This is a genomic window from Desulfobacter sp. UBA2225, assembly GCF_002348205.1.
Classification (GTDB): Bacteria; Desulfobacterota; Desulfobacteria; order Desulfobacterales; family Desulfobacteraceae; genus Desulfobacter; species Desulfobacter postgatei.
Genome location: NZ_DDYV01000183.1, coordinates 1 through 13,917 on the forward strand (window position 1 = coordinate 1; position 13,917 = coordinate 13,917).

Below are 13,917 nucleotides of genomic sequence, written 5' to 3' on the forward strand. Positions count from 1 at the left end.
ACGTTAAGGACCATGGTCCAGCCCGCGGCTGTAGCCAGGGCGATGGCCAGGCCGCCCGCCGCCAGTACGGAAAGGAGGAAGGGGCTTTTCAATCCCTCTACGGCGGCGATCATTGAATAATCGGTGACGGATGCCCCGGCAACACCGTATGCGGTCTTCATGTGTTTGAGCACCCCCATGGCGTCGGTGATGCCTTCGGTCTGCATAAGCGGATGAAGGGTTTCGATCAACACCCTGGCCCCGGTGCCGATAATAACCAACCCGCAGTACATGGCGCCGCCGATGGTTACGGCCCAGAAAACGCTGCGCCGGGCGGACTTGATATCCTGGGTGGTGAAAAAACGAACCACGGTGTAAGGCATGGCGGAAAAACCGAAATGCCATACAAAGAAGAAGCCCACCACGCCGGTCCACGTGGCCATAATGGGGTGGGATGCGGTTTCGGAGGCATAGGGCATGTTAAAGAAATTGCCGCTGTTGGCCAGCACCGCGTCGGTCAGACCGTTCAATCCGCCGAAGTTAAAGATTACATATCCGGCGGCCAGTAATGCGGCGACAGTCATGGCAACTCCCTGGAACGCCGTTGAGATGGTTGTAGCAACCATCCCGCCGAAATAGATATATGCAAAAATGACCACGGATGCCAGGACGACGGATACATTGAAAGGAATTTTCAGGATAGCCAGCAAAAAAAGGGCCGTGCCCACGATGGACAAAATGACATATGCCAGTCCGCCGATGAGTGTGGGAATGCCCGCTACCAGGCGAAGCCATTTTGTATCATAGCGGTCTGCGTAATAGTCCGTGAACGATGTCGGGGCATACTTACGCAGGGGCGCAGCTGTCAGCAGGGTTGCAATGGGCATGCCCCCGATGATACCCACGAGCGCCCACCAGAAAGGGTAGCCCAAAATAAAAATAAAGGCCGGCAGCCCCAGAAAACTCGCCGGGCTGAAATATGTAGCGGCCAGGGCCGACCCGTTAACAATGGGACCGACTTTTCGTCCGGCCACATAGAAATCGGACGAATCCATGGATGCCTTACGCGAATACCATCCGATATAAAATATCACTGCAAAATAGAGTACGGAACCTAAAATGACGATTGGATTAACACCCATTTGCTGCCTCCTTAATATGTCGCTGCCGATCAGTTTTCGTGAACAATATTGGCACCCGTGTGCGCATCCTGTGTCTCGCGGTTTTTTCTGGCCTTGATTCTCTCTTCTCTTTTTTCCTCAAACCTGTAGTAGAGAAAAGAGATTATGATGTTCATCAGCCAGAGGCCGACAAGCCAATTATAGAAGTAGCAGGCCGGCACCCCCATAAATTTTTTCAGTGGAAACCCGGGGATTGTCATTTCCAAAATCATGAAAATGCCAATCCAGCCATACATCAACGCCGTTCCTGCCCAAAATATCTTCGGCATACCCTTAAACATCTGTCGTCCTCCTTTTTAGATTTCCTTTGTATAAAATTCAGGAACCCTTTCCCGATGTCCGCCTCCCCCATTTACCCAACGCCCAGAGAAAACCAAAGATCTCAAAAACGTCGAATGAAATTATGTAAAAAATAAAGATAAAACAATCAGGAAAAGACTGATTTTCATGTCCGTTGATAACCTGAGCGCTTTGTAGGTGAATGGATATAGGATTATCTATGAAAAAACCTACAAAATGCCGGTCAGATCGGCAGAGCCGATCCTGCGGAACATCTCAAGCTCACAGGAGATGCCGCTAAAAAAAATTTTATCCCAAAGGCCGGATGATGCCATGTTTCAGGCTCTTGATAATCTTTTTATTCTTTGTTATACCTTGCTTGGAAAAATGACAATATCTGCCGCCCGGTATCATTTTTTGAGCGGTACATCTTATCTGACATTATTTCGGAGAAAGCCATGCATCGTGAAAATTATATGAATGCCCTTCGGGAAGATATCGTGGATACCATAACTACACACCTGACACCGATGGCCCAACGGTACGGTTACAGCGATATACCTCTGGAGACCAATGTAAAATGGCGTCCCATGGTGCTGGTCATCGGCAATTATTCATCCGGCAAATCTTCCCTGATCAATGAATTTCTGGGTGCAAAGATTCAGGACACAGGCCAGGCCCCCACAGATGATTCATTCACCGTACTGACCTATGATGATTCCGTGCCGGAAACAGAAGGAATACAGGTGGTGGAACAACGAGACGGCAAGTCCCTGCTGAATGATCCGGAATACCCTTTTTCCACCCTTCGCAAACACGGCCAGCGTTTTGCAGCCCATTTTCAACTGAAAAGAATAAACTCGCCTTTTTTGAAAAATCTTGCCATCATTGATACCCCCGGTATGCTTGACAGCATTTCCGAGATGGACCGCGGATATGATTATCAGGAGGTCCTCGGTGATCTGGCCCAAAAAGCCGGACTGGTGCTGGTTCTGTTTGACGCCCATAAGGCCGGAACCGTGCGGGAGGCCTATAAAAGCATTCGGGAGACGCTGACCGCCCATACCTCTGAAGATCGAATCATCTTTGTGCTCAACCGTATTGATGAATGCACCACTTTTAATGATCTGCTGCGGGTTTATGGAACCTTGTGCTGGAATCTTTCCCAAATTACCGGACGAAAGGATATCCCCATGATCCGGATGACCTATTCGTCCAATGCATCGGCCATCAACAAAAATCCAGCAACTCAGCCCCCGTTTCTCCCTCTTCTTGAAAATCAGCGGGAGGATTTGAAACAGACCATTTTAAAAACTCCCTTGCGCAGACTGGATCATCTGGCCACCTATCTGGAGATTCACGGGGAGCGTCTGGCCCATTATATTGAAGCACTTCAGGCCTTTGCCCTGGAATTCCAAAATTTCCGCATAAAAAAAATGGTTATCGGGCTTCTGATCAGCCTTCTGGGAGGAGGCCTGATTGCCTTTACCTTGATGATGCTGGCCGGAATGGCCGATCCCACCACCCTGTTGTCCGTGGGCGGTATCGGTGCCGGTCTGATTATGACTTTATGGCTGGCATTTTTCCAGAAAAAACTGGAACAAAAATTTCGCACCACTCGGCTGGAAGATCTTGATACCCTCACTCCCGTTACAGACCAGACCCGAAAAGACAGTTGGGGCGCTATCCGGGATCTGGTATATCAGCATTTAAAAAACAACAAAGGCGATTATACCCTTTATGAGCTCAAATTGGATCGATTTGACATCCGGCAGGTCAATGAAAATGGCACACAAAAGATTCGGGAGGCCTTGAGCGAATTCCGGAGCATGTCTAAGGATGATTTGGAAGAATGGGAAAAAAACAGTGTGGCCCGAGAAGCCTATAAAAAGGAAAAAAAGAAAAAAAAGGAAATGGCCGAGGCCGAGCTTCTGACAGGCACTATACGGCATTTGTACTAATCAAAGAGGGCCCTCATGGCCATTGCCACAGATGAAACAAAGAGAAGCAACGATGAAAAATTTCCTTGCTCCGGAAGAATTGGCCCCAACCCTGGTCTCCTGGGGAGCAAACAAAGCCAATCAATTAATTTTGCATCTTCTTCTGCTTGGCTTTCTGGCAGGCGCCTATATCGGTTTTGCCGCCCACCTGGCAACTGTTGTTGGAACCGGTGCATTCGCCTGGATTGGTTTAAAAAAATTTTTTATGGGTGCAGTCTTCAGCGTTGGTCTGATGCTGGTGATCATCCCTGGTTCAGAGCTTTGGACAGGTAACACCATGATGACCATGGCTCTGCTCGACAAAAAAATCACCTTGATCCAGATGGTGCGTAACTGGTTCTGGGTCTATCTTGGTAATTTGCTGGGATCTGTCTTTCTCGCCTGGATGATCGTTTCGCAAACCGGTCTCATGGATGGTGTTTTTGGCGCCACGGCTTTGCAGATAGCAACGGCCAAAGTGACCACAGAAATTGCCGGTACTAGCCACAACCTCGCGTACTTCTTCCGTGCCGTCGGTTGTAACTGGCTTGTTTGTCTGGCTGTATTGCTGGCCATTTCTGCCCAGGAAATCAGCGGTAAGATTTTGGGGATTTTTTTCCCGATCATGGCCTTTGTGGCAGCAGGTTTCGAACACGCCATTGCCAACATGTACTTCATCCCTGCGGGAATCTTTGCCAAGCAGTTGCCGTTCGCTGTCACAGCCTCAGCCATTGACGCTACATTACTGACCAGACTCAACTGGTCCAGCATGTGGCATAGTAACTTGATTGCCGTCACCCTAGGAAATTTTATCGGTGGTGGAATCTTCGTTGGCGTTGTCTACTGGCTGGTGTATCTTCGTAAAGAAAATTCCAGATAGGAACGAGTCTTCAATAACTTGCCCATTTTGATATATCCGGGTTAAGTTATTTCGATCTCATTCCTGAATGTGGATAAAGTGTTTATTGTTTGATAATCTTTTTATTCTTTGTTATACCTTGTTTGAAGTAAAAAAAGGAGGTTCCTATTCCTTTGTCAACGCTACAGTTTAAGGCGATTGAGGGGGGTGTCCCGGAAATATTTACCCCCCTGCTGGAATATTGTGATGCCCGGAACGTGACTATCCGGTTTGGAGATATATATATAAACTCAGAGTAGCTTAACCCATAAACTTTTTTTTATTGGCAAGGAGACAAATATGGAAGAGGCGAAGAATGCTGACAACGGTGGGGATGCTGTAAAAAAAAAGAGTTTTTTAAAAAAGATACTCTTAACCAAATGGTTTGTCATCACAGTGTTGATCCTGGGCGTTTCCGGGTATGCCGCATGGTGGGGCTGGGGTATGAATTGGTGGACGGATTTTTCGGCAAAAATAGGCGGTCAAACCCATGGGACGCAAGTTGCCCAGAAAATAAACGCAGACCATGACACTGATAGCACGGCAAAAGACACCACACATGGCACCCAGACCACGCATCAGCCCGCGCTACAAAAACAGGATTCCCACGTAACCGCCCAGCATACGCCCGAACCCCAAAATCACACAACCCCTCAAACCACTTTTAATAAGACCGCCGATGAACATAAAACAGTCACTCATGCGCCCTTAACACCGGCTGCCGAAAATGTAACGGCGCATGCCGCGCCGGTGGTTCGCACAGCTCCCCACGGAGTGGCCTTTGTGGATGCCTGCATCCGCCCCCTTGATTATGAGTTAAACCACAGATTCTGGGGATGGCGGCCCAATGACATCATCAGATTTACCGATAATATCAATAAATTGCAATTGGGCATTTTGGAAGTGACCCGCAGAACAGCTGTGGCATTGGCCGAAAACCTGTCACGGACCGGAAGCACCGACGCCTATATTCCCAGTCTGGAATACGCCATGAACTCATTCATGATCAAATCCACCGAATATATGTTTCCATCGGCTGAAAACAAATATCAGGAGGGGTTGAACGAGTGGCGAAATTATCAGAAAATGCTGGAAAAAGGGGAGGCTAATTTTTATCGGCGGATAGACAACCTGGTTCCTTTGCTCAAGGCATATGAAAGCATCCTGGGCAGTTGCGATGAAAATCTGGTCAAGGACTTGGGAAAGATCAGTACCTTTAAGGCCGATGATGTCTTTTACTACACAAAGGGCGTAGCCACGGCCATGGCCACAATCCTTGAGGCGGTGGCCGTGGATTTTCACGACACCATCTCTGATCAGGGTACGGATCTAATCCATCACGCTGTTGAAGCCCTTCATCATGCCTCGCACCTGGACCCCTGGATCGTTCTGGAGGGCAGCCCGGACGGCGTATTAGCCAATCATCGGGCCAACTTAGCAGCCTATATAAGCCATGCCCGCTTCTATCTTGACGTGCTCTCCAGGTCACTAACAGGCAACCTGTAACGCATTTTTTTAATATGGGCGTACGCGATATGCCCGCCTCATTCATCCTCTTTAAAAACTCCCACAAACAAGAGACACGCGTATAGAAACATCATGCCTTTGAAACAAAGGGCATGATGAATATTTGATTTTTTTCGGACATCTTTTAAAGCGGATTATTATGAGACGAATTTTCAGGATTATATAATCGTCTAAGATCGTTTGGTTATCTTTGTGAAAGCCCCCTTTTCAGTTTTCTGAAGTAAGGGGGCTTTGCTTTTGGGGTGGGGTTAGGTTAGATTAGCCAACTGGAAGGATTACTTTGCGGTATTGTTCGTTGAGAACTTCCGCCATGGCAAGATAAATAGCGCTCAATCCGCAGATGATGCCTTCAAAACCGGCAATTGTTCCGATAATATGTGAACCTGTCCACTCTTTGACTGCGAGAAGAAAAAATAATACCGTCAACGATGCAAAAACAAATTGAAGGCCTCTGTTCGATTTTAATGTTCCGAAAAACATGAACAGTGTAAAGATGCCCCACATGAAAAGATAGCAAGCCATGAATTTTGCGGGTGTGGGATCTGCCCAGCCAAGTTTAGGCAACAGAATAAGCGCCACCAGAGTCAACCAGAAGTGACCATAGGATATGAATGCTGTAACTCCAAAGGTATTCCCTTTTTTAAACTCAAGAATGCCGGCTATAATCTGCGCCGCACCCCCGTAAAAAAGGCCCATTGCCAGAATCATGGAACTGATTTCAAAAAAACCGGCATTATGAATGTTCAAAAGCACAGTTGTCATTCCAAAGCCCATCAGTCCGAGAGGTCCCGGATTTGCTAATGTTTCGTCTTTCATCTTCTTACTCCTGTCTCCAAATAATTTAAAAAAAAAAACGGTAAAAATACCCCTTCTAAAAACTCTTCTCTGCCAACCTGCCCGGAAGATTCCACAAGAGGGGGGGGAGGGAATCCGTCAGGTGATTAACAGACGATTTCAAAGCATCTGTAATTTTTTTGTCTCTTTTTTAAAAAACTCTTCTCTGCCAACCTACCCGAAAGATTCCACAAGGGGGGGGGGGAGGGGAATCCGTCAAGCAGTTAACAGATGGTTTCAAAGCATCTGTAACTCTTTTTAGTCTCTATTCATACACAATCTCAGCAGTAATCAGGTCTCAAAAGCAATGTCACAAATTTTTAAGTTTTATCAGTTATCAGCAAGTTTTATCAGCAAGCATTGTGCCATCGACTCATTACGGCTTTGTCGAGCCGGTTTATTGCCGCAAATAATCAATCTATCTACCTATTATCATTATTAAAAATATGGATATTTTAGTTGTGCTGAAAAGAGGGATGGATAGGAAGGCTTTAAATGAGAAAGAGAATGATTTGAGCGGATATGTCCCAGATTTCCTAAGACTTAAATATAACTCATTGAAATATAAATAAATAAATATATGGGCGTTTTTGTCCCATTTTGGGAGAAGCCGAACCCAAATCCCAAAAACATTGTTTTGGGATGGTCTTTATATAGCGCTTATGAGCCCGTGAGCCATCATTTTGCGATAAAGTGTCCTGCGGGAAATACCCAATTTTTCAGCGGCTTGTTCTCTGTGCCACCGGCAGTTATTAAGGGCAGAAAGAATAAGCTGCTTCTCAAACCGAGAAGCAGCATCTGTCAGCGGAATCTCTGTTTCTGAGTCGGAAACGGTAATGATTCCCGAGGGCGGTTGAGGCTGAATTACAGGGGGGTCGATATCCGGGAGAGCCATAAAATCAAGGCTGTTGAAGGTAACGTATCTGCGAAGAACATTCTGCAACTCCCTGACATTTCCCGGCCAGTGGTAATTGTATATCTTTTTTATGTCTTTTCCGGGCAAAACATCAAAGTGAAGGGGTGAATCCATCTGGCTGAAAAAATAATCGGCAAGGAGAGCAAGGTCTTCCTTGCGTTCACGAAGGGGCGGAATATCTACCGGTATCACATATAGGCGGTAAAAAAAATCGCTGCGGAACCTGCCTTTTTGAACCTCCTCCCATAAATTCTGGTTGCTTGCGGCAACAATTCTGAAATCGGAATGAAGCACGTCAGTGCTCCCGACCGGAGAAAACCCGCCTCCTTCTATTGCCCGCAAAAGCTTGATCTGCATGCTCAAGGAAAGTTCTCCAACCTCATCAAGAAACAGGGTACCGCCCTCTACATTGGAAAGAAACCCCTTCTTATCACTATATGCACCGGTAAAGGCGCCTTTTACATGACCAAAAAACTCATTTTCCAAAAGAGATTCAGAAATAGCACCACAGTTGACAGGAATAAACGGTGCGTCTTTTCTTTGACTGGTATCGTGTATGGCTCTTGCAACCAGCTCTTTTCCTACCCCGGATTCGCCGTAGATAACAACACTGTCAGCACTGGCTGCCGCCCGTATAATTACATCATAGACATCCTGCATTTTTTTGCTTTTGCCGATGATATTGCAGAACTTGAAACGCTCACCCATAGAGGACTGTAACAGTGAATACTGTTGCTGGAGCTGTTCGGATTCACGCTTCATGGCATCTTCCTGAATTTTGCGAAGCGTAATATCCTGAAGTGTTGTCACTGCACCTGTAATGTTGCCTTCATCATCAAAAACAGGGGCCGCCAGAAAATATATATATCTTGATTTTCCGTTAAAATTTTCAAAATAGTCTGTTGCTTCCCAGGCATTGGGCACGATGCTGGACTGGGCCGGATTTTTTGTGCCATATTTCTCAAGAAATTTTTCATAGTCCTGCTCGACCACAAGATCGGCCAAAATGGGCCGTTTTTTTGGATAAAAAACCTTCCACTGATCGTCCGTGCCGACAATCTCATCAGCGGAAACACCGGTAAGAAGCTCACAGGCTTTGTTCCAGATCTTTACCTTGTGGTCGGTTCCTATGGCAAACTGGGCAATCGGCGTATATTCAAGCACAATAAAATCCTGCCCCGAAAATAGCTGTTTTTTCTATAACACTCAACATTTTCCCTGATATTCTTTAAGTTTATCAACTTACGCCCGAAAGCCTAACAGACTGCATTTATACCATCTTATACGGATTATAAAAAGGTGATTTTGCATATGGCTAAATAGCATACTCACCCACTGTGAACAAAGATCACAACAAAATTAAAAAAAAGGGAAACAAAATTAGTTCGTATTCCTCCATAAACATCCTTTTTGTCCGATTGTGAGCAAAGCTCTTTTTCGAACCCGCGTTGGGTGAAAATTTAACCATCGGAATATTTAATATATGCCTGTGGTGAAAATTTTCATCCGCCTTGGACTTACACAAAAAGTCTTATTTCTGGACGGATACGAACGAAACCTGTCTCCCTTTTTGTAAATATAAATCGCTTCTGTTAATTGCGCTTTTTGCCGCAGCTTGGCAACAATATACTGCTCCCACAAGGCAATCAATACCTATCTTCGATAACAAAGCGTTATCAGGTCAGGTCTTGAATTGTAATAAAAATGCCAATCTAAAACCCGACCCTAAATTCCATTTCTAAAATTCTGCCAGCGCAAAGAAGAAAAAATCATCACCAGCGCAAAGAAGAAAAAATCATCACCAGCGCTACGAAAAAAAGAGCTGATGAGAATATCCGTGCGGTTTGAACTGCAGTGCATTGATCGGAACCGACTGGATCAGACAAAGACAAAAATTTGGTAAAAACGGACCAGGCATAGATAAAACGAAATACTATCTGAATAAGGATAGTGGCAACGACGACAAACCAACGATTCATAACTTTTTCGGTAGACATTGGGACCCCCCCCTTTTTTTTGTTGAGATTGTGCTTAAACATTGCTGAAGAATTAACTACACGTTCAGCACGTTCAGTCTGCCGGGGAGAAAAGTGCTAAGCACCTGCTAAGCCTAATTTATTTAAAAACTAAGGGCGTTCAACAATCTGCGTCCCCCCCCGGATCGACCGCAGCAACTTATTGACCTTAAGTCTATATAGGCTTGTTTAAAAATTTAATGATTGCTGTTTCGCGTTTTTAATTGTCCTCTCTTACAAAATTCAGTAAACAATTGCTGTCTGCTGTGTGGTACTGTCGCTCTTATATATGAAGATAGATTGACAGGGAGGGGAAAGTCAAGCACAAATTTTCAGAAATTAGATTAAATTAAACGAATACGGATCGGCGTCAAAAAAGACCGGCAATAAAAAACAAGGCGCACCACACTACCAATCACGCTAAATAATTACCATTATTAAAGAATTCCCTGAATACTGCAAAGACCTTTCCGCCAATCTGCCTGGAAGATTCCACACCCGTATTTATGGGGGGGGGATACGGGGGTGTATCCGTCAAGCAGTTAACAGACGTTCTTAAAGCATTTGTAATTCTTTTTCGGTCTCGTTCATACAAACTTCAGCGCAACAGGCCACCAAAACAATCGCATATTTCAGGAAATGTCTATATGCGATCATTGTGCCACATATTCTTAATAACTTTATAAAATCGGTTTATTGCCGTAAACAATAAACCTATCTACCAATTATTATTCGGAATAATGGTCATATTTTAATTCTGCTAAAAAAAGAAATGGAGAGAGGGGCTTTAGCTGGAAAAGGAGGATGGTTTGGGCGTGCATGACCCAAACCAAACACCAAAACATGGAACATATTGAAATATAAGCATATATGAAAATGGGCGTTTTTGTCTCATTTTGAGACTTATCTATCCTGCAAGGCATTATTTTACGGTAGAATCTCCTGCGTTACTGACATTAAAGCATTAATTGCAGTTCTTCCTGTAATTTTAGCACCTCTTTGATTATATTTTTAAGCGTCTCCTGCTCTATTGCCGTAAGATGAATTAACGAGATTGTGTTAGATGGCGAGTCACTATCAAGTATAAGGCTTACCTGCCACTTTATTCGCAGATGCATAAGAAAATTATACATCTTTTCAATCTCTTGGGCCTTGCTTTCAGAAATTAAATCGTATGCCATCAAATAATTTAACCGCAACATACTGTTTGTTTGTTTGATAGAATAAAACAATACCTTGGCTCTTAAATACCCGACAATTGGTATCAAAAACTTTTTAATATCAACGCGTTGATTCTCAAATGCCGGCTTACTTGAGGCGACTGTTTTAACCAATTGGTTAAAGAATTCATTTTTACCTTTTAATTCTTCATATACAAAATCAATTAGCTCAGATGACAGCTGCTGACTTCCAAAAACCAAACGCATGTCAAAAAAGAGAGAACTGTCAAGAACATTTAACCCAACAGGGTTGTTAATCCATGTTGAGAATATATGCTTCCATTCATCAATATGGTTGCACCACTCAGGATTGCCTGCCATCAGATCCCCTTCGCAACGGGCATAACCTATCTTATGCAGGTTCTCATTGATTATAACCGAAAGACGTAAAAAGTATTTTTTATTATCATCAGACCGCTCTGCAAAAATTAGGGCATTATCCTGGTCGGTTTTGAGTGTTTGCTCTCCTCGCCCTTCGCTTCCCATGGATATAAATGCAAACTCACAAGGCGGCTCACCTACTTCGGCAATTGCCATTTCTATCACCCGCTTATTTATGGCATCAGCAATAGAGGTAATCATGCGCGATACACTGCTGATATTATCCGTACTGGTAAATATTGCCTGAATGAGTACCGGTACCTTATTGTAAATATTACGCATATCGCTGATAACATCACACTTTTGTATCTCCTGTATTAAAAATGTCAGTGAGTTATTTTGCATTTCAAGACACTTAAGATAACTGATGTTACCATAAATTCTATTGCTATGATTGGTAACCATAAGGTGTGAAATATTATGCTCCCTGAATAACAGTACAGCTTCGTACAGTAAGGCCCCATGGTTTATACTGATTACCGGTGATGTCATTAACTTTACCACCGGGCTATCCATAGTAATTGCATTGTTCATTAAACGATTTCGGATATCTTTATCGGTTACAACACCTACTGTTTCATCGCTGCTTTTTACACTTATAATCTCGCTGCGCTTATTCTTCATCAGCTTAATAACCTTAGCTATCGGCATGTTTATATCACAATGAATATTTTCATTTACCAGGTTCTTAACCGGCTGGTTCATTAATTGAAGAGAAATCTGAACATCCTCGGATAATTTCTGGCTATCAAGCCTAAGTCTTTTCTTTTCGGTAATATTTTTTATAACAACTATGTATGCTGTGGTGCTATTCGATTGTTCAACCTGTGTTACATAAGCTATAATATGTTGAAAACCTGCTTTATATTTCAAAAGTTGGGTTTCAAACGCATGTGTTTGATTGGGATTTTTAATTCCCGAAACCATTTCATCCCAGCTTAACTTAAACAGTTCTGAAAAATCGGTTCCAACCAGCGACCCGGTTTCATCATCAAGCAGACTGATAAATTTACTATTAGCAAATACAACCTTACGTTCAACGACCATTAAGGTTCCTTCGGTTGATGCACCCACCAGGCTTTTATATCTCTGGTTAGACGCCCTTAATTCATTTACGGCGTCTTTACGTTTTTGCTCAATTATTCTGGTCTGCTTTAATACATAAACAAGAATCACAATAATAATACCGATAATAAGAATCGATATTCTTAACAATTTATCTCGCAACCGTTTTATTTCCTGCCTTACATCATCAAGGTATATACCGGTTCCGACTATCCAGTTCCAATTCTGATATGCTTTTACATAGGATAATTTCGGCACTTCGGGCGAAGCATCATCTTTCCTTTTCCAATAGTATTGAATTATCCCCTCGCCTTTTTCATTTACTAAATCAGCGGCATCGACAAATAATTTATTCCCATGTTTATCTGCATAATCAACCAGGTTTTTCCCGTTTAAATCCGAACGATATGGATGATTAATCATTACAGGATCGGTGGTACTAATCCAGAAATAATTTTTTTGCTCACTTCCATATCTCATCCTGCCCACCTCCTCGGTAGCCAACACTTTAGCTTCGGCCAGTGTTATCCTGCCAGCTTTGTATGCTTCGTCATATTCAGACAAAACACTCCAGGCTGTATTCGTTAACTCATGAATCATTTCCTTTTTTCGATCCATAACACTGCGCTCAAACATTGGGATAATGACCGCATAGAACGAAACAATAAACATTACTATGCTTACTACGGCCAATACCGTTGATACGACTATACCCGATGTAAACTTCTCGTTATTTTCTTCCATATTGTTGTATATCAATGTCATTAGTTTATTGTGTTTCAATGTCATTAGCTTAACCCCATCGTTGCAGAAGTCATTTAAGATTTGCGCGTCAAGGCACCAAATTTTATTTTACCGGTTGGGCCCTGCCCCCCGGCGCATAGAACCCTCCAATAGACACATCCTACAAGAACAGCTTTACCAACTATGTTCCCCAATGTAACAGTTCATAAGTTAAGGGTAAACATATTTTTCCAGTTAAGAATAGGCGTTAATTTCACCTAAGCCAAAGTGACTTACTGCACCCTGATATAGATGTTGTACCCGTGGTTGGGCAAAGCCGAATTTTCAGCTTCTGTTTATGTTTTATATCTTGGCTGACAAAAATTAACTTATTGTTTTAAAAATAAAGTTTGTACACCAAAGATAAAAAAGCAAATTCTAATGAATATTGCTTGCATTCATTAATGGAAAGAGGTAGAGAATTTCAATCCGAATATCGTTGAGGCAGGGGGGGGGAGGGGACATTTTTCTAACCAAGCACTTTAATTATACCTAAGCACCCCGAAAGGTGCATGTGCAAGATCCAACAAAAGATCGGCAGGGTAGGTAAGAAGAGGAGACTAACAGATGGTAGCGCACAGTGAAAAATCGTATGGCGAGCAACGTAAGAAAGCAAGCGAATTTAGAACCCGAGCGGAGTATCTTGACCATGAACTGACTATTATGAAATTCCGTCGCTGGCGGGTCAACCTGCCCTTCCGGGATTACGGCATCGAAATCGAGGACTTTGTGCCGGCCATTGCCGCCACCATCGGAAAGGTTGTGATGGTAACCGCCATGGTCGCCGCCTTTGCGGACCAGTATAATCTCTCACCCGAATTCATTGCAGAAAACGTCCGGTATGAGATGCTGATCGCAGG

Annotated in this window: 10 protein-coding genes; 4 read left to right on the forward strand and 6 right to left on the reverse strand. The window is 43.7% G+C overall.

The annotated features are described in order from the left end of the window. Positions 1 to 1,121, reverse strand: a 1,121-nt coding sequence (locus tag B3D59_RS09405; RefSeq protein WP_286819293.1) for a sodium:solute symporter family protein, incomplete at its 3' end; no start/stop codon positions are given. 29 nt (positions 1,122 to 1,150) lie between these two features. After that, positions 1,151 to 1,441, reverse strand: coding sequence for a hypothetical protein (locus B3D59_RS09410; RefSeq protein WP_286819294.1), 291 nt, complete (start codon positions 1,439 to 1,441; stop codon positions 1,151 to 1,153). Between the two features lie 456 nt (positions 1,442 to 1,897). Here B3D59_RS09410 and B3D59_RS09415 point away from each other — a divergent pair, with 456 nt between their 5' ends. The 3 genes from B3D59_RS09415 to B3D59_RS09425 all read left to right on the forward strand — a co-directional run bounded on the left by B3D59_RS09415 (position 1,898) and on the right by B3D59_RS09425 (position 5,822). Then, positions 1,898 to 3,400, forward strand: coding sequence for a dynamin family protein (locus B3D59_RS09415; protein ID WP_286819295.1), 1,503 nt, complete (start codon positions 1,898 to 1,900; stop codon positions 3,398 to 3,400). A gap of 31 nt (positions 3,401 to 3,431) precedes the next feature. Then, positions 3,432 to 4,298 (forward strand): formate/nitrite transporter family protein, encoded by an 867-nt coding sequence (locus tag B3D59_RS09420; protein WP_286819296.1) that lies wholly within the window; start codon positions 3,432 to 3,434, stop codon positions 4,296 to 4,298. A 318-nt stretch (positions 4,299 to 4,616) separates the two neighbouring features. After that, positions 4,617 to 5,822, forward strand: a complete 1,206-nt coding sequence (locus tag B3D59_RS09425) for a DUF2333 family protein (protein ID WP_286819297.1) — start codon at positions 4,617 to 4,619, stop codon at positions 5,820 to 5,822. A gap of 279 nt (positions 5,823 to 6,101) precedes the next feature. Here the strand turns inward: B3D59_RS09425 and satP are convergent, their stop codons facing one another. From satP to B3D59_RS09445, 4 genes are all read right to left on the reverse strand, one after another. Next, positions 6,102 to 6,659 carry an acetate uptake transporter gene (gene satP, locus B3D59_RS09430; protein WP_286819299.1) on the reverse strand — a complete coding sequence of 186 codons (558 nt, stop codon included), beginning with the start codon at positions 6,657 to 6,659 and terminating at the stop codon, positions 6,102 to 6,104. A 667-nt stretch (positions 6,660 to 7,326) separates the two neighbouring features. Beyond that, positions 7,327 to 8,757, reverse strand: a complete 1,431-nt coding sequence (locus tag B3D59_RS09435; protein ID WP_286819300.1) for a sigma-54 interaction domain-containing protein — start codon at positions 8,755 to 8,757, stop codon at positions 7,327 to 7,329. A 608-nt stretch (positions 8,758 to 9,365) separates the two neighbouring features. Continuing rightward, entirely contained in the window at positions 9,366 to 9,590 is a 225-nt protein-coding gene (locus B3D59_RS09440; protein ID WP_286819302.1) for a hypothetical protein, read from the reverse strand. Between the two features lie 974 nt (positions 9,591 to 10,564). Further along, a complete protein-coding gene (locus tag B3D59_RS09445; RefSeq protein ID WP_286819303.1) occupies positions 10,565 to 13,063 on the reverse strand; it encodes a DUF294 nucleotidyltransferase-like domain-containing protein in 2,499 nt (832 codons plus the stop codon). Positions 13,064 to 13,624: 561 nt separating this feature from the next. On the opposite strand from B3D59_RS09445, the gene B3D59_RS09450 reads away from it, so the two are divergent. Next, positions 13,625 to 13,917 (forward strand): DUF3360 family protein (locus B3D59_RS09450; protein WP_286819304.1); only part of this gene is annotated, 293 nt, incomplete at its 3' end.